24 protein-coding genes are annotated in these 21,934 nt (G+C 38.3%); 20 read left to right on the top strand and 4 right to left on the bottom strand.

The annotated features are described in order from the left end of the window. Positions 1–249 precede the first annotated feature (249 nt). Both HMPREF2988_RS07670 and HMPREF2988_RS07665 read left to right on the top strand, forming a co-directional pair. Entirely contained in the window at positions 250–1,542 is a 1,293-nt protein-coding gene (locus HMPREF2988_RS07670; protein WP_070770348.1) for a hypothetical protein, read from the top strand. A 73-nt stretch (positions 1,543–1,615) separates the two neighbouring features. Continuing rightward, positions 1,616–2,191, top strand: coding sequence for a hypothetical protein (locus tag HMPREF2988_RS07665; protein WP_002291618.1), 576 nt, complete (start codon positions 1,616–1,618; stop codon positions 2,189–2,191). Positions 2,192–2,255: 64 nt separating this feature from the next. On the opposite strand, the gene HMPREF2988_RS07660 is transcribed toward HMPREF2988_RS07665, so the two are convergent. Continuing rightward, the gene (locus HMPREF2988_RS07660; RefSeq protein WP_002308708.1) at positions 2,256–2,621 is read right to left on the bottom strand and encodes a hypothetical protein; all 366 of its coding nucleotides are present in this window, start codon (positions 2,619–2,621) and stop codon (positions 2,256–2,258) included. Between the two features lie 207 nt (positions 2,622–2,828). Between HMPREF2988_RS07660 and HMPREF2988_RS07655 the strand changes: the two genes are divergently transcribed. The 4 genes from HMPREF2988_RS07655 (at position 2,829) to HMPREF2988_RS07640 (ending at position 8,769) form a co-directional block, all read left to right on the top strand. Continuing rightward, a complete protein-coding gene (locus HMPREF2988_RS07655) occupies positions 2,829–3,311 on the top strand; it encodes a hypothetical protein (RefSeq protein ID WP_002291615.1) in 483 nt (160 codons plus the stop codon). A 194-nt stretch (positions 3,312–3,505) separates the two neighbouring features. Further along, positions 3,506–4,396 carry a phosphate ABC transporter substrate-binding protein PstS family protein gene (locus HMPREF2988_RS07650; protein WP_002291614.1) on the top strand — a complete coding sequence of 297 codons (891 nt, stop codon included), beginning with the start codon at positions 3,506–3,508 and terminating at the stop codon, positions 4,394–4,396. A gap of 250 nt (positions 4,397–4,646) precedes the next feature. Continuing rightward, the gene (locus tag HMPREF2988_RS07645; RefSeq protein ID WP_070770347.1) at positions 4,647–7,115 is read left to right on the top strand and encodes a cation-translocating P-type ATPase; all 2,469 of its coding nucleotides are present in this window, start codon (positions 4,647–4,649) and stop codon (positions 7,113–7,115) included. A gap of 184 nt (positions 7,116–7,299) precedes the next feature. Continuing rightward, the gene (locus HMPREF2988_RS07640) at positions 7,300–8,769 is read left to right on the top strand and encodes a C69 family dipeptidase (protein ID WP_143355233.1); all 1,470 of its coding nucleotides are present in this window, start codon (positions 7,300–7,302) and stop codon (positions 8,767–8,769) included. Positions 8,770–8,863: 94 nt separating this feature from the next. On the opposite strand, the gene HMPREF2988_RS07635 is transcribed toward HMPREF2988_RS07640, so the two are convergent. Continuing rightward, positions 8,864–10,603 carry an ATP-binding protein gene (locus HMPREF2988_RS07635; protein WP_070770345.1) on the bottom strand — a complete coding sequence of 580 codons (1,740 nt, stop codon included), beginning with the start codon at positions 10,601–10,603 and terminating at the stop codon, positions 8,864–8,866. Then, complete coding sequence (locus HMPREF2988_RS07630) at positions 10,600–11,304, bottom strand: response regulator transcription factor (RefSeq protein WP_002291606.1); 705 nt, start codon at positions 11,302–11,304, stop codon at positions 10,600–10,602. Before HMPREF2988_RS07630 ends, HMPREF2988_RS07635 begins: the two co-directional genes overlap by 4 nt. Before the next feature lie 130 nt (positions 11,305–11,434). Here HMPREF2988_RS07630 and HMPREF2988_RS07625 point away from each other — a divergent pair, with 130 nt between their 5' ends. The 5 genes from HMPREF2988_RS07625 (at position 11,435) to HMPREF2988_RS07605 (ending at position 14,899) form a co-directional block, all read left to right on the top strand. After that, complete coding sequence (locus tag HMPREF2988_RS07625; RefSeq protein ID WP_002291604.1) at positions 11,435–11,938, top strand: 2-thiouracil desulfurase family protein; 504 nt, start codon at positions 11,435–11,437, stop codon at positions 11,936–11,938. Beyond that, a complete protein-coding gene (locus HMPREF2988_RS07620) occupies positions 11,898–12,236 on the top strand; it encodes a putative DNA-binding protein (protein ID WP_002291603.1) in 339 nt (112 codons plus the stop codon). The genes HMPREF2988_RS07625 and HMPREF2988_RS07620 overlap by 41 nt, the downstream gene beginning before the upstream one ends. 20 nt (positions 12,237–12,256) lie before the next feature. Further along, the gene (gene ffh, locus HMPREF2988_RS07615) at positions 12,257–13,675 is read left to right on the top strand and encodes a signal recognition particle protein (RefSeq protein WP_070770344.1); all 1,419 of its coding nucleotides are present in this window, start codon (positions 12,257–12,259) and stop codon (positions 13,673–13,675) included. A 111-nt stretch (positions 13,676–13,786) separates the two neighbouring features. After that, positions 13,787–14,359, top strand: a complete 573-nt coding sequence (locus tag HMPREF2988_RS07610) for a DNA-3-methyladenine glycosylase I (protein ID WP_070770343.1) — start codon at positions 13,787–13,789, stop codon at positions 14,357–14,359. An 18-nt stretch (positions 14,360–14,377) separates the two neighbouring features. Continuing rightward, a complete protein-coding gene (locus HMPREF2988_RS07605; RefSeq protein ID WP_070770342.1) occupies positions 14,378–14,899 on the top strand; it encodes a dihydrofolate reductase family protein in 522 nt (173 codons plus the stop codon). A gap of 208 nt (positions 14,900–15,107) precedes the next feature. Here HMPREF2988_RS07605 and HMPREF2988_RS07600 read toward each other — a convergent pair whose 3' ends face one another. Further along, complete coding sequence (locus tag HMPREF2988_RS07600; RefSeq protein ID WP_002290264.1) at positions 15,108–15,662, bottom strand: NADPH-dependent FMN reductase; 555 nt, start codon at positions 15,660–15,662, stop codon at positions 15,108–15,110. A gap of 179 nt (positions 15,663–15,841) precedes the next feature. Here HMPREF2988_RS07600 and HMPREF2988_RS07595 point away from each other — a divergent pair, with 179 nt between their 5' ends. The 9 genes from HMPREF2988_RS07595 (at position 15,842) to trmD (ending at position 21,827) form a co-directional block, all read left to right on the top strand. Next, complete coding sequence (locus HMPREF2988_RS07595; RefSeq protein WP_070770341.1) at positions 15,842–16,954, top strand: helix-turn-helix domain-containing protein; 1,113 nt, start codon at positions 15,842–15,844, stop codon at positions 16,952–16,954. A gap of 1 nt (position 16,955) precedes the next feature. Beyond that, complete coding sequence (locus HMPREF2988_RS07590) at positions 16,956–17,156, top strand: PLDc N-terminal domain-containing protein (RefSeq protein ID WP_002290267.1); 201 nt, start codon at positions 16,956–16,958, stop codon at positions 17,154–17,156. Then, a complete protein-coding gene (locus tag HMPREF2988_RS07585) occupies positions 17,156–18,058 on the top strand; it encodes an ABC transporter ATP-binding protein (RefSeq protein ID WP_070770340.1) in 903 nt (300 codons plus the stop codon). The genes HMPREF2988_RS07590 and HMPREF2988_RS07585 overlap by 1 nt, the downstream gene beginning before the upstream one ends. Continuing rightward, positions 18,055–18,825: an ABC transporter permease subunit gene (locus HMPREF2988_RS07580; protein WP_070770339.1), complete on the top strand. Its 771-nt coding sequence runs from the start codon at positions 18,055–18,057 to the stop codon at positions 18,823–18,825. Before HMPREF2988_RS07585 ends, HMPREF2988_RS07580 begins: the two co-directional genes overlap by 4 nt. 122 nt (positions 18,826–18,947) lie before the next feature. Continuing rightward, positions 18,948–19,223: a 30S ribosomal protein S16 gene (gene rpsP / locus HMPREF2988_RS07575; RefSeq protein WP_002290274.1), complete on the top strand. Its 276-nt coding sequence runs from the start codon at positions 18,948–18,950 to the stop codon at positions 19,221–19,223. Between the two features lie 11 nt (positions 19,224–19,234). Continuing rightward, complete coding sequence (locus HMPREF2988_RS07570) at positions 19,235–19,486, top strand: KH domain-containing protein (RefSeq protein WP_002308728.1); 252 nt, start codon at positions 19,235–19,237, stop codon at positions 19,484–19,486. Between the two features lie 123 nt (positions 19,487–19,609). Beyond that, complete coding sequence (locus HMPREF2988_RS07565) at positions 19,610–20,401, top strand: hypothetical protein (protein WP_070770338.1); 792 nt, start codon at positions 19,610–19,612, stop codon at positions 20,399–20,401. A gap of 150 nt (positions 20,402–20,551) precedes the next feature. Further along, positions 20,552–21,076: a ribosome maturation factor RimM gene (rimM, locus tag HMPREF2988_RS07560; RefSeq protein ID WP_002290281.1), complete on the top strand. Its 525-nt coding sequence runs from the start codon at positions 20,552–20,554 to the stop codon at positions 21,074–21,076. Next, on the top strand, positions 21,066–21,827 hold the full coding sequence (trmD, locus tag HMPREF2988_RS07555; protein ID WP_002335943.1) for a tRNA (guanosine(37)-N1)-methyltransferase TrmD: 762 nt from the start codon (positions 21,066–21,068) through the stop codon (positions 21,825–21,827). Before rimM ends, trmD begins: the two co-directional genes overlap by 11 nt. Positions 21,828–21,934 lie beyond the last annotated feature (107 nt).

Here is a 21,934-nt window from a genome sequence, read left to right as displayed (position 1 = left end):
CACCTTCTCATGAAATCACTATTTATTTTAATTGTAATGGAAGGGGATACATCCTACAAGCAAAGTGATTTTATTATGTTTTTTTAAAGTACATTCGTTTTAAAATGAGAATACAATTAAATTAAGTAAAATAAAAAATAATGAGAGAAATTTGCGTAATTAAGTAAATAGAAAGGGACTTTTTATCTTTTTAGAAAAGAGCCCTTTCTGATCAAACAATATGTTTAGAAACTAGGTGAGAGATGATCAATGAGATGGCAAAAACTATTATCAAAAAATGCACAGAATTTATTTTCACTAATCAACCTAATGAAAGATCTAATCTGGCGAAAAACGGATTTAGCTGAAGAACTGAAAATCGATGTCAAAACAGTTGATCGGCATCTAAAACGTTTGGCAGAAAGCGACTGTCCAATCCAACTGATTCTTCATAAGAAAACCGTTCAGTTAGTTTATGATCAAGGATATAGCGAACCTTACCTCCTTTTTGTTTTTCTGATCCAATCACCACCTTTTTGTCTACTGAAAAATCTGCTGTTGAATGAACCTTATGAACAGGAGTATGATCGTTCGACACAAGAGCGGTTGAGAAAATGGTTTGGTGAGTATCACCTTTCGTTTTCTTATAAAAAAGCGCAGATCTTTGGTTCAGAAAGAAAAATACGGTACCTGCTATTTTGTTTTTTGAAAGATTTCCCCCATTTTTTTGCAGACGATGGAGAGCAATCCTTTTCAGAGACATTCATCCAATTATTGAAGCAACGAAAGGATCCGGCAGAAATCGAGATTTTAGGAGACAGTCGAACCCTTTTCTTTGAGTTGTTTCCAGAATTGCTTTTTAGAGAAGAGCAGATTTTGCCAATAAAAGAAAAAAATTATCTAGCGATTTTGCGCTTGAGCTGTAATCAGATTACTGAAAAACGGTGGGAACGGATAGAAGAGACACAAGACTATCGGAAATTGACGATCGTAACTGAGAAGCTTGACTCGCTGTTTTGGCTGAATAGTGAGTTTGAAAGTGGAAATAAGTCAAAACTGACAAAAGTACTTTACCAAGAATGGCTTCGTTATGTGATTGGTATCCATGACCGACTGGTGGAAGAAGAAGTTCGTTATTATCAGGAAACATTAGAAAAGTTTCCTAATTCCAAAGATAAACTCTATCAATTTCGTCTAGCAATCCAACAAGCACTTGCACACCCCGCAGTTGAATGGGGAATGCTTTTACTTAAGACACTCCAAGAACGGGGGTATTTAGATGTCCATCCTCCTGAAGTGAAAATCGTCTTTTTTTTTCGTTATGAACATCAGGAAGCAAGAAGACTTGCCGAGGTACTGAACAAAACCCTAAGACATCGAAAACGGATCTCGATCCATGTTTGCACTCGAAATAAGCCACCTCGTTATGCAGATCTAGTGATTACGGATCATTTTTTTCCATTAGACCATAATGAAGATCAAAAAACGTATCTGTACCATCCTTCATTTGGTATTGAAAGACTACTTACGGATATCAATTACTGGTTAGGGAAAAACCGATAAAACCTTTGGAAAACAGATCAAAACAAGTCAGTCTATGCTATAATAAAAAGCGATTAGTAAAGGAGGAAATCCATTGGAATTAAAGAAATTAGAAGTTCCCACATCTTCGATCACAGAAGTAAAACGATCGCCGATGGATGTATTTGCTCAAGCGCGAGACGCGGGAACTGGCGTATATATATTTAATCGGGAAAAAGTAGCTGGTGTGATGCTGACCCAAGAACAATACGAAACGCTCTTGCAAGAACTAGATGTCCTTCGTCAAACAGTGAAAGAGGAACTGAAAGAACCAAAGGAAAAAGAAATACATGAAGAATCTGTCAATAAAACAGCTTCCGTCGTATCCAATGCTGAAGGGATGGAAGAGTTGGCTCAAACATTACAGCACTCGCTTATTACGGGTGTGACGATTACAGCAAAAAATCTAGATGAACGAATGGTCGCACTTGGTTTTATTACGAAAAAAACCGGATTTGGCGGGGTCGTGGATATGCTCAGCGAATTGATGAAAACCGGGAAAATCAATTACCAGCTAAGAAGAAAACCGCAAAATCGGACCATCATCGCTGAAATCATAGGGGAGCAAAACAGTCAGTCCCAATTGATGGATAAGATCATTATCAAAAAAATTTTTCTACATGAATTATAAGAAAACCCTATATGTACAAAAAGAAGAAAAACAGCTTCTCTTTGTACATATAGGGTTTGTTTTTTTAGGGATGCCGTGCTTTTTTATAAGATAAGGCTACCGCCCATAACGATCCAAGGATTTGTGGAACTAAGTAAATGCCAGCTAGAATCAAAATCAGTTGGGTCGGTTTTAAAGGATGATAAAAGTACCGCCATTCAGCAAAATTGACGCAAAATAAATAGGAAGTGACAGTAGATATAATATTGGCGATAAATAAAGATAAAATACGCCTGCTTTTTTGGAAATAATACCCAGCAAAAAGAGATAAAAATATCAACGTGATGAATCCGCTTACGGAATGATAATGGAAATCAAGCAGTAAAGCGAAATGCACATAAGGAACAAAAGATAAAAGCAATGGAAGATTCTTCCAACACGTTTTTATCATATTTTGTCACCACCTAACAAGTGTTATTATTTTGTTAGTTTTATTGTAAATTGAATCATATAATAATCAATTACTTTTTCATTATTTCTAGATTAAATGAATAAACTCTCATGCCATTATCTCTAAAAAAAAAGTTTTTCCCCCTAATTTTTTTAGATAGAAAATTGTATAGTATGATGAAAGAAAAATTGGTTTGGGGGAACATTGATGAGAAGAAAAGCAGTAATCGATCGGCTTTATTTATTTTTTTGGTTTTTTCCTATCGTTTTGCTACCTTTTACATGGGTAAATGCTGTTGTGCAAGGTGCCGAGATATTAGGGCTGATCCAAGGAAGTGGATTTGTGGTTTCTAGAAATTTTCCAGCTTTGACTGTTTTTTACTTAGTGATAAGTGTAGGTCTATTACTGCCAAAATCTCTGATCAATCATTATAATTGGCAGCTGCTTTATTTTTCTTGTTTACTCATATTCACATCTATGTTTTCCTTGTTGCCTCGCATGATCATCGGTCCTAATGGTTTGAGCGAGAGCGGACTGAAGGATTCAGCATATCCCTCCATGTATTTCTTGACCATTAAACCGTGTTTCTATTTAGTCATTGTCTCATTTATTCTTGCGACATTCTTTTACTTCTGGACAGAGATCCGGATAAAAAGTGAACGATCTGTATCTATAAAAAATAACCGTTGATGGTGGATCATCGGTAACAAGCATATGAGCGGCGGAAAACGCCTGTTTCTCATATGCTTTTTTATTCTCGTGTAAAGAATCCGAAAAACGTTTACATGATTTTTACATAACTTAACTATATTTTTACAGCAACCATACGAGGGATTTACAGTCGACTGATAAACTTTAGTTGTAAATAAGAAAGGAGCAATAAAATGAAAAAAGTATTGTTTACTCTAGGTATGATGGGAATTCTTTTAGCCGGATGCGGCTCAGGATCAGGAAATACAGATGGCTCTGCCACACAAAATAATTCAAGTGACTCAAATGAACAAGTAAAAATCGTTGCGGTAGGTTCGACAGCATTGCAGCCTTTGGTCGATGCAGCGCAAGAAAGCTTTGTACAAGAAAATCCGAATTATCAAATCTCTGTACAAGGAGGAGGAAGCGGAACTGGGTTGAGCCAAGTCGAAGCTGGAGCAGTTACTATCGGAAACTCTGATGTATTTGCAGAAGAAAGAGACGGGATCGATGCCTCTAAACTAGTGGATCATAAAGTAGCAGTAGTTGGGATGGCACCCATCGTCAACAAAGATACAGGTGTCAAAGATATCACAAAACAGGAATTGATTGATATCTTTACAGGAAAAATCACTAATTGGAATGAAGTTGGCGGGAAAGATCAAAAGATCAACGTTGTGAATCGTGCAAACGGCAGCGGTACCCGTGCGACATTTGAAAAATGGGGATTAGATGGTGCCACACCTATACAGTCCCAAGAACAAGACTCATCAGGAACTGTTCGGCAGCTTGTAAGTCAAACACCAGGAGCAATCAGCTATTTAGCCTTCTCATATCTCGATGATTCCACACAAGCACTAAGTATCGACGGTGTAGAACCAAAAGAAGAGAATGTAGCAGATAACAGCTGGAAAATCTGGTCCTATGAACATATGTACACGAACGGAAAACCTTCCCCTGAAGTCCAAAAATTCTTAGACTACATGATGACAGAAGAAATCCAAGAAGGACCTGTCAAAGAATTGGGCTATTTACCAATCACAATGATGAAAGTAGAACGTGACCACGAAGGAAATATCAAATAACTAGCAGATAAATATGCTACAGTTATCGTGACTATCAAGGAAAAATCAACTATGTTTCCCCGCATATAGATTTTTCCTATAATTGAGAAAAAGAGCGACGACATAGAACTGTCGTCTCTCTTTTTTTGCTATATGACAGGAATGAAAGGTGTATGCAAGCTTAATAAGAGGAACACTTTTCATATCTGTTCTATACTGGATAGGAGAAGTTTGTAAATATCCAGAAAACGAAATTGATCGAGGTAGCCACATGAAGAATAAATGGACAAATCGAAGTAAAAAAAAGAAAAGAACACAAAAATCATCTGACAAAGTTATCCGTCTTTTTCCCTCGTACAAAGAAGGATTGACAGCAGAACAAGTCAAGGAACGAATAGAAAAAGGTGCAGCAAACGATTCAGTCGATCCCACATTCAAAACAAACCAACAAATTATATTGGAAAATATTTTTACGTATTTCAATTTGATCTTTCTTATCTTAGCCATTTTGCTTTGCCTAGTAGAATCTTATAAAAACTTGACCTTTTTACCAGTTATCATAGCCAATACAGGAATCGCTGTCTTTCAGGAAATTCGATCCAAAAAAATCTTGGATGAATTGAATGTATTGAATACAGCAAAAGTCAATGTCATAAGAGAGGGGATAGAGCAAACAGTAGCTATAGAAAACCTTGTATTAGATGACATTGTTATTCTAGAGACTGGACATCAGATTCCAGCAGATGCAGAGGTCGTGGAAGGAAAACTGCAAGTCAACGAGGCTTTATTAACAGGTGAAGCAGATGAGATAACCAAAGAAATAGGTGATCCATTGATGTCCGGCAGTTTCGTTGTTTCCGGAAAAGCTTACGCCCAATTAGACAAAGTCGGAGCGGATTCGTATATTTCCCAATTGACAGTCAAAGCCAAGACAATGGGAGAAGGAGAACAGTCGGAGATGATTGCTTCTCTTAATCAATTGATCAAATGGATTGGGATCATCATTATTCCTATCGGTATTCTGCTTTTTTCTCAAAGTTACTTTTTTAATGGAAACACGATGAAAGAAAGTGTCGTCGCAATGGAAGCAGCATTGATCGGTATGATACCTGAAGGACTGTACTTGCTAACGACGATCGCATTAGCATTAAGTGCGACTAAACTAGCAAAGCAAAGAGTTCTTTTACACAATATGAAAAGCATTGAGACATTGGCAAGAGTAAATGTCCTTTGTGTAGATAAAACAGGAACGATCACAGAAAACAAAATGTCTGTCCAAAAAGTGATTGTCTCTAAAAAACAAGAAATAATCAGCCAATCAGATCAACTGGAAGAGCGCATTGCTGACTATGCAAAAGCGATGGCAGGAGACAATGCAACAATGGAAGCCGTCAAAGAATACTTTACAAAAACCACTGATCAATCCTATCACCAGGTCATTCCTTTTTCTTCTGTCCAAAAATTCAGCAGTGTAGCGTTGGAAGACAAGGTGTATGTTTTAGGAGCACCCGAAATGGTTTTGCGAGATCAGTTGCCGGAATATGCGGAAGAGTTTGTTTCTTTTGCTGAAAAAGGCTATCGCGTGTTGGTCTTTGGTGTGTACGATGGGATTCTTGAAGAACCAGTATTGACGGAGGCAGTCACACCATTAGGCTATATCCTGATCGCTAATCCTATCAGAAAAGAAGCAAGAGCCACATTCGATTACTTCAAAAAACAGCAAGTAGCCATCAAAGTGATTTCTGGAGATAATCCGCTCACCGTATCTAATGTAGCTGTCCAAGCAGGGATTTCACATGCTGATCAGTACATTGATGCGTCTAAATTATCAGAAGAAGAATATGAAGCAGCTGTCGAAAAATATACAGTTTTTGGACGCGTCAAGCCAGAACAAAAGAAAATCTTCGTTCAATTGCTAAAGCGTAACAATACAGTAGCTATGACAGGTGATGGCGTGAATGACATTCTAGCCATGAAAGAAGCAGACTGCAGTATAGCGATGGCTTCTGGCAATGAAGCCGCCATGCAGGCCTCACAAGTGGTCTTGCTTGATTCTGACTTTTCACGCATGCCGGAAGTTGTTGCAGAAGGACGGCGCGTCGTGAACAATATTGAGCGATCAGCCAGCTTGTTTTTAGTGAAGAATATTTTTTCCTTTTTGCTTTCGCTGTTTTCAGTCATCTTTGCTTTGACCTATCCTTTAGAACCATCACAGATCACATTGATTAGTTTGTTTACGATCGGACTCCCATCTTTCTTGCTTGCTCTAGAAGAAAACAAAAAGCGAATCAAAGGGAAATTCATCATGAATGTGATGGAAAAGGCTGTGCCAGGTGGACTGACAGATATGATCGTAGTCGGTGCGTTGGTGATCTGCGGGGTGACTTTGAATCTAAATAAAACAGATGTTTCTACAGCATCTACTATGCTTTTGATTGCAGTAGGATTTCTCGTTCTCTATAAAATCTGTTCACCGCTGAATAAATTCAGAAGTCAGATCATTCTTTTCTGTGCTAGCGGTATCTTTTTTTCGGTGGTTTTTTTGCATAAACTTTTTTCAATCACCGGTATCTCAGCTGTATCGCTTTTGTTGTTGAGCATTCTATTTTTCTCGGCAGATTCGATTTTTAGGCATTTGACTACATTGGTAGAATATTTGTTTGAACGTAAAAATGAAAAAGAGCCGGAGATAATAAATAAATTGCCTCGGTTCCTTCGATTATTCAAAAGAAATAAATGACTAATAAGATAAAAGAAGCTTAAAAAATACATTAACCAAAAAATTGTATTTTCTAAGCTTCTTTCTGTATAAAAAACAAAGCAAATTTTTATCTAGAACTTATAGAAAACCAATTAAATCTTTACTTCAGGTGTCCTATAATCATTTTGAAAGCGTTTTTATAAAATTGGGAGGGATGCTTCAAATGAAAAATAGAAGATTGCTTCAATTTAGTTTATTTTTAGGTGTACTGTATGGGATTTTCTTATCCGTTTCCATTGATGCTTGTACGACGATTTTAGTAGGAAAAAATGCTTCAGTAGATGGATCAACGATGATTGCTAGAAATGAAGATCTGAACACGGCTTGGTCCAAACACTTTGTTGTCAGAAAAGAAAATACGAATCCTTCACATTTTGTATCAAAAGGGAATGGATTTACCCTTGATCTTCCGAAAGAACAGCTGAAGTACACAGCGACCCCAGAATGGGATACGTCAGAAGGATTATTTGAAGAAGATGGTATCAATAGCAAGAACGTTGCAATGAGCGCTACTGAATCAGCTACGACAAAGGAAGAGATATTGAAAAAAGATCCATATACTGCGCATGGTATCGCAGAAGACTCTATGTTGACAGTGACCCTTCCTTATATTGATTCAGCAAGAGCAGGAGTAGAACGATTAGGAAAAATCGTTGCTAAGCAAGGAGCTGCGGAGACAAATGGTGTGATTTTCTCTGATAAAAATGAAATCTGGTATATGGAGATACTTAGTGGTCATCAGTGGGCAGCTGTCAAAGTTCCAGATGACTGTTATGCAGTTATTCCTAATATGTTGTCAATTGATTCATTTGATTTGAAGGACAAAGATTCTTATCTTTGTTCAGCAGATTTAGAATCTTTTTTAGAAAAGAATCAACTGATAAATACGAAACGGGATATTTCTTTAAGAGACATATTTGCAGATAAGTCAAAGGATGAAAAATACAATCTTCCTAGGATATGGGATGCACAGAGAAAACTGACACCTTCAAAGAAACAAAAAATAACAGACCGTTCATTTGAGATGTTCATCAAACCAGATAAACCTATTTCAATTGCAGAAACAGCTTATATCATGACATTACACTTTAATGGTACTGAATATGATACCATCGAAGGGACAAAGCCAGATAAGTATCGTCCAATCTCTGTGCCGAATACGATGGAATCTCATATTCTACAGATAAGAAACAATGTACCAGAAGAAATCAGTGGTATCCATTGGTTAGCGTTGGGGATTCCTGATACAAGCAATTATATACCATTTTATAGCAATATAAGCGAGACACCCGAAGCTTATCAAAAAGGAACAGATATGCCAGATGATATTTCTGCTTACTGGACATATCGGTTGACGAACATCTTGACGAAGCCATACTATAGTGATTTCAAGAAAAATATTACTTTACCAACTCGCCAAAAAGTTCGAGACCATCTATCGAAAGAGTTAGCAAGTACAGACCAACAAGCAAGAGAATTAGTAGTAAATCATCCCGAAAAATTAACGGATTATTTGAATCAAAAAACACAAAGTTTTGCTGATTATGCCATAGATGCTTATCAGAAAATGAACCAGGAGCTGATTGTAAAGATGTCAGAAAAGACAGCTACACATCATGACAAAGATTTATAACATGTGGCTCAGCATTTTTAGCTAATAAAAAGCCTGCTTTTCAGCGTAGTAGATGATCGTTAGACATCTAAACATTGCTGCAAGCAGGCCTTATTTAATTGCTTTTCGGAATGGTAACGGTGAAAGTCGAGCCTGTTCCAAGATGACTGTCTACAGTAATCGTCCCATGAAGGAGTTGCACGTAGTCTTTTACGATCGCTAACCCTAGTCCGGTCCCGCCTGAATGCCGGCTTCGCGCCTTGTCTACACGGTAAAAACGCTCAAAGATCCGTTCCTGATCCTCAATGTCGATACCTATACCAAAGTCTTGGACAGAAAACGATAATTCATCTGTTGCCTGATAACGGATAATGATCTCGCTGTCGTTTTTTGAATATTGGACAGCATTTTCAATCAGGTTTTTGAGGATTGGATAAAGGATATCTGTTTTAGTAGTAAATGGTTCGTTCTTTCCAATCAATCGAATCGTCAACCGTTTCTTTTCGATGATTGGCTGATAATTTTGAACGATTTGCTGGAAATAAGGTTCTGTATAAATCGTCTGGATTTCGTAAGAATTCTCACCGTCTTTTGACAGCTGGATGATTTCCCGAATCAATTTATCTAACCGAATCGCATCTTTTTGCATGATCTCAAGAAAAGAAGTCAGAGTTTGCGGGTCATCTTTTGCACCATCCAATAAAGTCTCGGTAAAACCAATCAGTGAAGTCACAGGAGTTTTTAATTCGTGGGAGACGTTGCCAACGAAATCTTTTTGTAGCTTTTCTAAACGTCGCACTTTCGTTAAGTCATACGCCACCCCTAGAATCTGTCCGGTACCTTCTGAATTAGTAAAGTAGCGCAAACTCAAGTCTAATGTCTGTCGTCCTTCAGTGATGGTGATCTCCTGATGGATCAGCGGATGCTCAGGAGTCACTTGGTGAATCAGCTGAATGAGTTTTGGCTCTTGGATGACTTCTGTGTACCGTTGTTCAGGTTCATAGCTGGTCACGTTTAAATGCAACTGCATCTTTGGATTAAGCAGTAGTAAACGAGAATCAGCATCATCAATCAGGAATACGCCTATCATCAGTTCATTTAATAATGTGTACAATTGTTCTTCTGTTGTAGTATACGCTCGATACATCTTACTCATTTGTTCGCTCAGCGCATTGATCGTCTGATACAATTCCTCCCATTGGTCAGGTGTCTGCATGATTACTTCTGCTTGGTTTGGATTTTGTACCATTTTTCTAAGAACAGGCAGGACAGTTTTCAAAGGCTGATTTTTTTGGTAGATCAGGTAATAGATCATTCCTGCAAGAACAAGGAAGAAAGACAGAAAGAAGAAAAAGACCCAACGGCGAAAACTTTCCGTTCTCGGTAAAAATCCGCTTGTCGGTTCTGCGATACGTAAAATGGCTTCTAACTGGCCTCCTTTTTTGACTGGTAATGCGACGTATAAAAGATCCTCATTCAAAGTAGTACTTTTGCGCAAAGCGCTACCTAGGTTCCCACCATTCAATACAGCTTTTATTTCTGGACGAGAACTTCGCTGTTCATTCAATGTTTCATTGTTTGTGTCAAATAAGATTTTTCCAGTAGCATCCATTAAAGTGATCCGTTCGTTCGACTGATGGACGAATTCTTCCAAAGCAGTTTTGTTTTGCGCCGCTTGGAGGTTTTCGACATCTAATTGCCGGATCAGTAGTTGTGCTTTTTTTGTCAGGTAGCTTTCTTGCTGTTCGACGATCTGTTGTTGGAAATAATGGGAGATCAATTGCCAACCACCAAAAAATAAACTAATCAAAAGAATAAGAAAGAAGAGACGTTCATAAACTTTTTTCCATTTCATCGTTTTGGTTCCTGAAACTTATAGCCAAATCCTCTAACAGTCACCAAGTACTTTGGATGTTTTGGATCTCGCTCGATTTTTTCTCGCAAATGACTAACGTGCACATCTACGATTCGGCTTTGTCCTGCGAAGTCAAAATTCCAAATGCGGTCTAGCAATGTGTCACGATCGATCACACGGTCTTTTCGTTTCATGAAATAAACGAGTAATTCAAATTCTTTCGGTGTGAGTTCAATCAGATGATCGTCTACGGTGACTTGATAATTGGTCAAATCAGCAGTGATTTGTCCAATCGATAGATATTCAGGTTCAGCTTCATCTTTTGATTGCTTACGAGGTTCGATCCGTCTGAATATGGCTTTCATACGGGCTAATACTTCACGTGGACTAAATGGTTTGGTCAAATAGTCGTCAGCACCTATCTCCAGACCAATGATCCGATCCACTTGATCATCTTTAGCCGTCAGCATCAAAATCGGTGTTTCATTTTTTTCTTGACGCAGCCGCTGAGTGATCTCCATGCCATCCATCGTTGGAAGCATCACATCTAAAATGATGAAATCAAATGATTGTTCTAATGCTAATTCTAATCCTTCGCCTCCATCTGCGGCACTGGTTACCTTATAGCCTTCTTTTTCCAAATTGAACGTCAAGAGCGTCACAATAGAAGGTTCATCATCAACAACTAGTATTTTTTTCATTCAAATCTCCTTTAAATAGGTTTCATTCTGTTTATATTTTAGCATAGAATCAGTACAAGGGGCTATTTTACAAAAGAAATAAATGGTATAATAGGAAGGCACTTTGCTGAATAGAAAGGAAGAGCAGTCAATGATTGGAATCAGTGCATGTTTAGGCGGTCTAGCCTGTCGCTATGATGGACAGAAAAAAGAAGTACCAGAATTGATGGAACTAGTTGAAACTGGCGAAGCTGTCATGGTCTGTCCAGAAGTAATCGGTGGATTGCCAATCCCTAGAGATCCTGCTGAAATCATTGGTGGAAATGGGTTCGATGTGTGGAAAGATCAAGCAAAAGTATGGACGACAAGCGGCGAAGATGTAACGGAAGCGTATAAAAACGGCGCGATCAAAGCATATCAAAAATTGCAGGAAAAACACATTGATCTAGTCATTATGAAGGAAAAAAGCCCTTCATGCGGGACCCATTCGATTTATGATGGAAGCTTTTCCGGAATAACAAAAAATGGCGCCGGAGTGGCCACTGCTTATTTTATTCAGCAAAAAATGACTGTGCTCTCTGATGAAGAATGGCTGAAAACTAGAGGTGAGCAGAATGGAAATCGAAAAGACCAATCGAATGAACGCGCTCTTTGAATTTTATTCGACCTTATTGACAGAAAAACAAATGAACTACATGGAGTTATATTATGCAGATGATTTTTCATTAGGTGAGATCGCGGAAGAATACGAAGTAAGTCGACAAGCAGTATATGACAATATCAAGCGGACAAGCAAGATCTTGGAGGATTATGAAAAAAAACTCCATCTCTTCTCTGATTATATTGTCCGAGAACAGATATTGGAAAAGATGACCGCATATATTACAGATAAGTATCCGGAAGATAAAAAACTGCTTGAATATGTACAGCAAATTCAAGCAATCGAAGAATAAATAAAAGGAATGAAGAAAATATGGCATTTGAAAGCTTAACTGAACGTCTCCAGCAGGCGATGGGAAAACTAAGAAAAAAAGGGAAAGTATCAGAAGCTGACGTAAAAGAAATGATGCGGGAAATCCGCCTTGCCTTACTAGAAGCCGATGTTAACTTGCAAGTAGTCAAAGACTTTACTAAACGCGTACGCGAACGTGCGGTAGGGGCAGAAGTGCTGGAAAGTTTATCACCTGCACAACAAATCGTAAAAATCGTTGATGAAGAATTAACGATCACACTTGGTTCTGAAACAGCAGAGTTAAATAAATCACCAAAAATACCAACTGTTATCATGATGGCTGGTCTACAAGGGGCAGGTAAAACAACTTTTACCGGTAAATTAGCGAATTATTTAAAGAAAAATGAAAATGCTCGTCCGCTCCTAATCGCAGGGGACGTATATCGACCAGCGGCGATCGACCAATTGAAAGTATTAGGTCAACAGCTAGATGTTCCTGTATTTGACATGGGAACAGAAGTCAGCCCGGTAGAAATCGTTCGTCAAGGGATGGAGTTAGCAAGAGAAAAGAAAAACGACTATGTATTGATCGATACGGCAGGACGTCTGCACATCGATGAAACATTGATGGATGAGTTGAAACAAATCAAAGAATTGACGCAACCAAATGAAATCTTGCTAGTTGTCGATGCCATGACTGGTCAAGATGCCGTCAATGTAGCTGACAGCTTCAATCAGCAATTAGGGATTACTGGAGTCGTCATCACTAAACTTGATGGGGATACTCGAGGTGGGGCAGCCTTATCGATCCGCTCAGTGACAGGTGCACCAATCAAATTCATCGGTTCTGGTGAAAAATTGACTGACTTAGAAGTATTCCACCCGGATCGTATGGCTAGCCGTATCCTTGGTATGGGGGATATGCTGACACTGATCGAAAAAGCGCAGCAAGACTATGATGAGAAAAAAGCGGAAGAACTTGCACAGAAGATGCGGGAAAACTCATTTGATTTCAATGACTTTATTGAACAACTCGATCAAGTGATGGGGATGGGCCCACTGGAAGATCTAATCAAAATGATCCCAGGAATGAATCAAGTCCCTGGAATTGAAAACGTCAAGGTAGATCCAAAAGACGTTGAACGCAAAAAAGCGATGGTTTATTCTATGACACTAGCAGAAAGAGCAAATCCTGATCTGTTGAATCCAAGCCGTCGTCGCCGAATTGCTGCCGGTTCTGGAAACAGTGTGGTTGAAGTAAACCGAATGATCAAGCAATTCAAGGAATCAAGAAAAATGATGCAACAAATGTCCAAAGGGGATATGAACATCCCAGGTATGGACCAAATGTTTGGTTCAGGCGTCAAAGGAAAACTAGGCAAAATGGCGATGAATCGAATGATCAAGAAAAATAAGAAGAAAAAGAAAAAACGGAAATAAGATGAAAAAAACAGCTTCGGTACAGACTGAAAATGTCTACTGCCGGAGCTTTTCTATCAGCAATTTTTATTCTTTACTGATACAATTACTCTAAACGAAGAGGTGGCACAAATGAGATGTCCGTGGAGTGAACAAACAGAAAGTATGCGGCAATATCATGATACTGTCTGGGGTGTTCCTGAACATGATGACCAAAAGCTGTTCCGAAAATTGATGCTCGACATCAATCAGGCAGGATTGAGTTGGCAGACGATTTTAAATAAAAGTGACGCATTCGATGAAGCATATGATCAATTCGATATCCAAAAAGTCGCAAATTATGGAGAAACAAAAATGAGCGAACTAATGGAAAACAAAGGAATTATTCGGAATCGCAGAAAAATCGAATCAGCTGTCCAAAACGCTAAAGCAGTCTTGAAGATTCAAGAAGAATTCGGCAGTTTTTCTGAGTATCTTTGGTCGTTTTCTAATGGAAAAATCGTTGATTCTTCTTATCATTCACAAGAAGAAGTCCCGACAACAAGTCCTCTTTCAGATGAATTAGCAAAAGATCTAAAGAAAAGAGGATTTAAATTTATTGGCAGTACGACAATCTATGCTTTTTTAGAAGCAGTCGGGATCATCAATGATCACCTTGACAGTTGTTTCCGCAAAGAAGAGGTCGTACGTATCGGCAGAAAATAAAGAAAGGGCGAATAAAGCATGCGAAAAATCATATTTTATGGCGCTGTAAGTTTAGATGGTTATTTGGCAACGAAAACGGATGACCTTCAATGGCTTTTTGACACTCCGACAGGTGAGCAAACCACTTATGAAGCTTTTTATGGAACAATCGATACGACCATCATGGGCAGGAAAACTTATCAAGAAGCAAAAAAATATTTGGAAACCGAAGCAATTTATCCAGAGAAAAAGAATTTCGTTTTTTCAACCAATGCACAATTACAATTGCCAGATGCTGAGGTCGTACACGAAGAGCCTGTTGCTTTTCTAAAAAATCTACAAATGACAGAAGGAAAAGATATCTGGGTCGTGGGTGGCGGTCGATTGATCAAACCGTTAGTAGAACATCAAATGATTGATGAATGGTATATCCAGATTGCCCCTGTATTATTAGGGGACGGAATCCCTTTATTCCAAAAAGGAACCTATGAAGCACGTTTTGAATTGCTAGATACGACACGATTCGGTGAATTTATCGAATTACATTATGTACGAAAGTAGAAGTAAATAAAACAAAAGGAGCGTGAGGCAAAAGTGTTCTTTACTTTTGTCTCACGCTCTAAACACATATAAACGGCGGAAGCAGAAGCAACTCCTTCGGAAATAAGCTGAAATTCACAAAAATTTGAAAAGCAATTTTCGTGAATTCCTTCTTATTTCTTGGAGTTAAACGCTTCTGTCCCAGCCTCTTTTTATTATCGTTCTGATTTTATTCTGCTAATTTGTTAGAAAAATCTAGATACGCATCTAAAATCGTTTGGAAGAAACTTAATGTTCCTTCAACGATATTGCCGTTTTCATCAATTAGATTCGCAACGTTTCCGATATATGCTTCCGGTTGTTGCAAGGTTGGCACATTCAAAAAGACAAGTGATTGGCGTAGATGGTGGTTTGCGCCAAAGCCGCCAATCCCACCTGGTGATGCAGTAACGACTAAACCTGGTTTATGATCCCAAACACTGTGTCCATAAGGTCTTGAGCCTACATCTAAAGCATTTTTCAATACTGCTGGCACAGAGCGGTTGTATTCAGGAGTAACGAAAACGACACCGTCTAATCCGCTCACTTCCTCACGAAAACGAGTCCATTCAGCAGGAGCTTTTTCTGGGGTTTCAAGATCCTCATTGTAAAATGGCAGATCATCGAATTTTACAAATACACTTTCGTACCCTTCAGGAAGCAATTTCGCAAAAGCTTCTGCTACTTTTTTGTTGTAAGAATCTTTTCTTAAACTACCAATAAAAAATCCAATTTTTTTTGTCATACGATTTTTCCTCCTTCAAACTATCTATAATAATCTTACAAAAAATAAGTAATTGGAGCAAACAAAAACACTTACTGGCAAAAGTTTCGTTTTAGTTGACAAATGATCGCGAAGTATCGTTAGTCTCCATTGCCAACCCTCTTAGAAAGTCTATATAATGAAGAAAAAGGAGGGATAAGATGGAAGAATTATCATTATCGAAAAATGTAGCAAATTTACGAAAGAAAAAAGGCGTGACTCAAGAAACTCTAGCCGAATTCATAGGTGTGACAAAAGCTTCTGTTTCCAAATGGGAGACAGGCCAAAGTATGCCTGATGTACTCATATTGCCTAAATTAGCCAGTTTTTTTGATGTGTCTGTTGATGAACTGCTCGGCTATCATCCTCAATTGACGAAAGAGCAAATCAGACACTTTTATCAGCAGTGGACCACCGCTTTTTCTAAAGAGCCCTTTGAATATGTGATGGAGGACTGTAGAAAAGCGGTCAAACAATATTACTCATGTTATCCTTTTCTTCTACAAGTAGTCGTTTTGTGGTTGAATCATTTTATGCTAACAAAGGATCTGGAGGAACAACAAGCAATTCTGTCTGAAGCAGAAGCGTTATGTACGAAAATCGTTGAAGAATCAACAGAATTATCTCTATGCAATAATGCTTCTTTGTTAAAAGTAGCGGTCATGCTCCAGTTAGGCAAACCAGAAGAAGCTTTATCTGAAATCGAAGAAAAAGCGGACCCTTATCGTTTTGCCCAGCAAAGCGACACCTTACTTATCCAAGCGTACCGAGCCGCCGGTCAAACAAAAAAAGCGGTAAGCTACACTCAATTCAGCATGTTTTCTCATTTAATCAATCTCGTATCTTCAGCCACCCATTATCTATTGATCCAAATCATTCAATTACCGGTTATAGAAGAAACTGTCAATAGAATAGTTGCTGTGATCCAAGCATTCAACCTGACGGCGGTCCATCCCAACAGTTGTGCTCAATTTTCTTACGCTGCAGCCTGTGCTTATGCGAAACATGAAAAAGAAGAACAAGTAATAAAGTGCTTAAAACAGTTTGTGGATTTGACACTTATACTTTTAAGCGAGGAAGGCAGGATCCTTCATGGTGATAGGTATTTTGATGAGATAACTGAGATATTTGAAGGAGCAGATCTTGGGGTACAGCAAATAAGAGACACGAAAATCATCAGGGAAGGGGCATTGAGTGCATTAGAAAATCCGATTTTTCAACAAATTGAAAGATCAAAAATTGAAAAACTAAAAAAACGATTGGCGGGCGAGTAATATGAGCATCAAAGAATTTCTTCCGTTTTTAATTCCTTTAATCATTGTACAGTTTGGATTACTTATTTATGTACTTCATCATATCTTTACACATTCTGCATATAAACATGGAAATCGAATGATATGGGTGATTATTGTTATTGTTGGTATGCAGTTTATCGGCCCTGTCCTTTATTTGATTTTTGGCAAGGAGGATGCGTAGTGGCTATCTTGACACTTGAAAAAGTCTCAAAGTCTTTTGGTATAAACAAATTGCTGGATGATTTATCTTTTTCTGTAGAAGAACAGATGATTTTTGGTTTCATCGGTAAAAACGGTGCTGGAAAAACGACAACTATGAAACTGATCTTAGGTCTTATCAAAAAAGACAGCGGAACGATCCGAGTGAACGGAAAAGAAGTAGAGTACGGACAAACAACGACCAATCAAGAAATCGGCTATTTAGCTGATGTACCGGTTTTTTATGATTATATGACCGCTTCTGAGTATTTGATCTTTTGCGGCGAACTCACAGGAATGCCTAAACAGCGGATAAAGGAAAAAACCAATGAACTGTTGTCACTTGTCGGTCTGTCGAATGAAAAGAAGCGGATCAAAAAATTTTCCAGAGGGATGCGACAACGTTTAGGGATTGCTCAAGCCTTGTTGAACGAGCCTAAATTACTCATTTGCGATGAACCAACTTCTGCTCTTGATCCTGTTGGTCGAAAAGAAATCTTAGATATTTTATCCTCTGTGAAAGAGCAAACGACGATTTTATTTTCTACTCATATTTTTTCTGATGTGGTGCGTATCTGTGACAAAGTTGCTTTTTTGGATAATGGAAAAATCGTGTTGTCTGGATCAGTGGACGAATTGAAAAAGCAAACAAATGCTAGTGGGTTTGAGATCGTATTTTTTTCCAAAAAAGAGCGCGAACAATTTGAAGAGCTTTTACCTGGAGGGATGATCCGAAGTGAATTGCGTATAGCTTATCCACAAAAAAGTAAAGAAGAAATGCTTTTTGCTATGGATTTGCTAGCCAAGTATCAATTGCCAGTCCAATCAGTCCAGATGGAAGAACCCACGCTAGAAAAACTCTTTTTGGAGGTCGTTCAATCATGAGACAACTCATTGCCTTCGCCAAAAAGGAGCTGAAGGAAAACTGGCGTACTGGAAAAATCATCACGCTAAGTGCGCTCACAGTGATTTTCGGTATAATGAATCCATTGCTAGCTAAATTGACTCCTTATTTAGTGCAAGCTATGTCAACAACTCTGGCAGAGTCAGGGATTTCTGTTCAGAAAATCACAGTTGATGCAACAACTTCATGGACACAATTTTATAAAAATATTCCGATGTTGCTAATTTTCTTCCTTCTTTTATTCAGCGGGATATTGACAAGCGAATACCAGAACGGAACAATCGTCAACTTGCTGACAAAAGGGATGAAGCGATGGAAGATATTTCTGTCGAAATGGATCATGGGTATACTATTTTGGAGTGTCAGCTATTGGTGCTGTTATAGTATTACGCTAGCATACACGATTTATTATTGGGACCAGTCGATTATCTCCCATCCTTTATTTATCAGTTTTACTTATTATTTTTTTGGCTGTTGGCTTTATTCATTGATTTTATTTTATTCAGCTTTTCTTTCTTCCAATTATGCGGTTCTGTTGGCTAGTGGGGGAACGGTCATTCTGAGTTATGGTGCTGGGTTGTTCTCTAAAGTAGCAGAATATGTACCGACTTATTTGATTTCTTCCTCAAATTATCTTACGAAAGAAATCCACCTTACAGATTATACTCAGTCATTAGCAGTGACGTGTTGTTCTATCGTCATATCCATCGTAGCTGGGTGGCTTGTTTTTAACAAAAAAGAAGTCTAAAATCTGCTATTTCCTAAAAAAAATCGAATTTAATCAAGCTGTAAAGAAAAAAAGCTTTACAGGGTAAAAAAAAACTGTTACACTACATCTTGTGAATAAAACAATGGAGGTGGAAATAAATAATGGCAGTTAAAATCCGTTTAAAACGTATGGGTTCTAAAAAGAGTCCTTTTTACCGTATCGTCGTAGCTGATTCACGTTCTCCTCGTGATGGACGTTTCATCGAAACTGTAGGTACTTACAATCCTTTGAAAGACCCTGCAGAAGTAGTTTTAAAAGAAGACTTAGTTCTTGACTGGTTATCAAAAGGTGCACAACCTTCTGACACTGTACGTAACATCCTTTCAAAAGAAGGCGTTATGCAAAAACACCACGAAGCTAAATTCTCAAAGAAATAAGGTGACCGGATATGAAAGATTTAAGCGACTTAGTCTTAACAATCGTTCGTCCGCTAGTCACTTATCCTGATCAAGTCAAGTTAGAGGTCGTAGAGTCGAAAGATTTTTACGAGTATAACCTAACAGTGGCACCTGAAGATATTGGCCGTATCATCGGAAAACAAGGGCGTGTGGCCAAAGCAATCCGCACGATTGTTTACGGTGTTCGGATCAATGCACCAAAAAAAGTGCGTTTGAATATCATCGATGATAAGGAAAAGTAAATAAACGTGCTGTACTCGAATTTTCGAGTACAGCTTTTTTGTTTTTTTATTAATTGAAGAAATGATTATTTGGCAAAAGAAGTAAGAAAGCGTATCCTTATAATAGGAGGGAGTGAGCAGATAATGAGAAATACTATGTTATTTATTCCGTTTGTCTTATTGTTAAGCGCCTGCAGTTTGATTACTGAAAGATCAGACAATACGCAACTATCAAGCAGTACATCTGAAACTGTTGCAAGTACAGAAAAAAGTAGTACTAAAACGGCTTCATCTACTGAACAAACAAGGACTACCTCAAATAATGAGGAAAAGACTGCTTTAAACCAATTGAAAGAACAACAACCAAACGTGCCCATGCCTTTAGATATACCGATTTCTTCTGGCTATCTCAATGTCGCAGCGGCACAAACAAAGCAAGGCTATTCTATTTTATATTACGGATCAGATCGTCCCCTCAGGTTGAATGCTGACGAATTGAATCAAGAAACGCCTATTGCAACTTATCTCTATCAATATGGATTTGCTTCTAGTCAAGAAACGATACAAGTCTTGCAGCCATTTGAGATCGATACAAATGGGCAGAAAATGGATTTAGGTCATCAAATCACGGGGTATCAGCAAGGAGCAGCAGGTTCAAGCTACCTTGAATGGCAAGAAGGAAATTGGCGTATTCGGATCCGTGGGAATAATATTGATGGTCAAGAACCCTTGCCGTTAGCTAAAGAAATCGTAGCCTATTTGGAAGAAAACAGGCTGCCAGCACCTGAACAATTTGGTAAGATAACTATTGATATGGGAGATACGACGAATCGAGCCGTAGAAGTAAGTTGGCAAGAACCGAAAAATGTCTATACGATCACTCGTCAAGACCCTATGGCTGCATTGAAGATGGCAGTTTCTATGAAGAAGCCATGACAGAAGTGCTGAGCTTCAAGAAATAAGAAGTCATCAAAAACAGCAAGCCACAGTTTTGCATAAATTTGGCTTAATACCCTAAAAGAAAACTAGAATTGCCTCTCCGCACATGCTAAAATAAAACAGACAAAAAAGAAATGGGGATATAAGTTGACTGAATACTTGAATGTAGGAAAAATCGTAAACACACAAGGTATCAAAGGTGAAGTCCGTGTGATCTCAACAACGGATTTCCCAGAAGAACGTTACAAAAAAGGGACGGTGCTGACATTATTCCAAGATGGAAAAGCACCTATTGAATTAACGGTCAAAAGTCATCGTAAACATAAAAATTTTGACTTATTGAGTTTTGAAGGTCATCCTTCCATCAACGATGTGGAAAAATATCGGGATGGCATATTGAAAGTGTCAAAAGACAACTCTGTAGATCTAGATGAAAATGAATTCTATTACCACGAGATCATCGGTTTGCGTGTGGTGGAAGAAGATGGAACGGAACTAGGTAAAGTAAAAGAAATCTTGTCACCAGGCGCTAATGATGTTTGGGTCGTTCAACGTCCGAAAAAGGCTGATATCTTGCTTCCATATATCGCTTCTGTCGTCAAAGAAGTTGATTTAGAAGCTGGAGTGATCCGTGTAGAAATCCCAGAAGGACTGATTGACGATGAAGATTGATGTATTGACTTTATTTCCACGAATGTTTGAAGGTCCTATGGGTGAATCCATCATCGGCAAGGCTGTAGATAAAGGTTTATTAGACATCAATATCTCTAACTTCCGAGACTATTCAGATAATAAACATCAGACAGTAGACGACTATCCATATGGCGGAGGAGCAGGTATGTTGCTTAAAGTCCAGCCAATCTATGATAATATCCAAGCAATTGAACAAGCTGCACCTGATGTCAAGAAACGAGTCATCCTTCTTGATCCAGCTGGTAAACGATTCGATCAGAAAATGGCAGAAGAATTTTCACAAGAAGAACACCTAGTATTCATTTGTGGTCACTACGAGGGGTATGATGAACGTATCCGCACATTAGTGACAGATGAAGTTTCCTTAGGGGATTATGTTCTTACTGGGGGAGAATTAGGTGCGATGGTCATGATCGATGCAACAGTTCGGCTGTTGCCAGATGTGTTAGGCAATCAGACTTCTGCCCAAACCGATTCTTATTCAACTGGTCTATTAGAACATCCCCAATATACTCGTCCAGCAGAATATAAAGGGATGAAAGTACCAGAAGTATTGACAAATGGAAATCATAAATTGATTGAAGAATGGCAATTAAAAGAGTCGCTAAGAAGAACCTATCAACGCCGACCTGATCTCTTGGAAACACTTGAATGGACGCCTCAAATGACGAAATTTTTAGAAGAAATCAAGAAAGAAGAGCAAGAAAAACCATCAGATGTAGCCAAGTAACTTTTTCTAAAATCTTCTTTACAGTAGATTGATAGTATGTTAGTATTTTATGGTGAGTGCACAAGCACTTAACTATTACGATATTCCGCTGTGAGAGAAGCTCATAA

The sequence above is a fragment of the Enterococcus sp. HMSC061C05 genome (genome assembly GCF_001814765.1).
In the GTDB taxonomy this organism is placed as follows: domain Bacteria; phylum Bacillota; class Bacilli; order Lactobacillales; family Enterococcaceae; genus Enterococcus_B; species Enterococcus_B lactis.
This window is presented reverse-complemented; position numbering and strand designations above follow the sequence as displayed.

Coding starts and splice junctions, on each gene's coding strand:
- HMPREF2988_RS07670 (WP_070770348.1), top strand. CDS start 250: ATGAGATGGCAAAAACTATTATCAAAAAATGCACAGAATTTATTTTCA.
- HMPREF2988_RS07660 (WP_002308708.1), bottom strand. CDS start 2,621: ATGATAAAAACGTGTTGGAAGAATCTTCCATTGCTTTTATCTTTTGTT.
- HMPREF2988_RS07640 (WP_143355233.1), top strand. CDS start 7,300: ATGAAAAATAGAAGATTGCTTCAATTTAGTTTATTTTTAGGTGTACTG.
- HMPREF2988_RS07610 (WP_070770343.1), top strand. CDS start 13,787: ATGAGATGTCCGTGGAGTGAACAAACAGAAAGTATGCGGCAATATCAT.
- HMPREF2988_RS07635 (WP_070770345.1), bottom strand. CDS start 10,603: ATGAAATGGAAAAAAGTTTATGAACGTCTCTTCTTTCTTATTCTTTTG.
- HMPREF2988_RS07645 (WP_070770347.1), top strand. CDS start 4,647: ATGAAGAATAAATGGACAAATCGAAGTAAAAAAAAGAAAAGAACACAA.
- HMPREF2988_RS07595 (WP_070770341.1), top strand. CDS start 15,842: ATGGAAGAATTATCATTATCGAAAAATGTAGCAAATTTACGAAAGAAA.
- trmD (WP_002335943.1), top strand. CDS start 21,066: ATGAAGATTGATGTATTGACTTTATTTCCACGAATGTTTGAAGGTCCT.
- HMPREF2988_RS07625 (WP_002291604.1), top strand. CDS start 11,435: ATGATTGGAATCAGTGCATGTTTAGGCGGTCTAGCCTGTCGCTATGAT.
- HMPREF2988_RS07600 (WP_002290264.1), bottom strand. CDS start 15,662: ATGACAAAAAAAATTGGATTTTTTATTGGTAGTTTAAGAAAAGATTCT.
- HMPREF2988_RS07605 (WP_070770342.1), top strand. CDS start 14,378: ATGCGAAAAATCATATTTTATGGCGCTGTAAGTTTAGATGGTTATTTG.
- HMPREF2988_RS07620 (WP_002291603.1), top strand. CDS start 11,898: ATGGAAATCGAAAAGACCAATCGAATGAACGCGCTCTTTGAATTTTAT.
- HMPREF2988_RS07590 (WP_002290267.1), top strand. CDS start 16,956: ATGAGCATCAAAGAATTTCTTCCGTTTTTAATTCCTTTAATCATTGTA.
- HMPREF2988_RS07630 (WP_002291606.1), bottom strand. CDS start 11,304: ATGAAAAAAATACTAGTTGTTGATGATGAACCTTCTATTGTGACGCTC.
- rpsP (WP_002290274.1), top strand. CDS start 18,948: ATGGCAGTTAAAATCCGTTTAAAACGTATGGGTTCTAAAAAGAGTCCT.
- ffh (WP_070770344.1), top strand. CDS start 12,257: ATGGCATTTGAAAGCTTAACTGAACGTCTCCAGCAGGCGATGGGAAAA.
- HMPREF2988_RS07580 (WP_070770339.1), top strand. CDS start 18,055: ATGAGACAACTCATTGCCTTCGCCAAAAAGGAGCTGAAGGAAAACTGG.
- HMPREF2988_RS07565 (WP_070770338.1), top strand. CDS start 19,610: ATGAGAAATACTATGTTATTTATTCCGTTTGTCTTATTGTTAAGCGCC.
- HMPREF2988_RS07655 (WP_002291615.1), top strand. CDS start 2,829: ATGAGAAGAAAAGCAGTAATCGATCGGCTTTATTTATTTTTTTGGTTT.
- HMPREF2988_RS07570 (WP_002308728.1), top strand. CDS start 19,235: ATGAAAGATTTAAGCGACTTAGTCTTAACAATCGTTCGTCCGCTAGTC.
- HMPREF2988_RS07650 (WP_002291614.1), top strand. CDS start 3,506: ATGAAAAAAGTATTGTTTACTCTAGGTATGATGGGAATTCTTTTAGCC.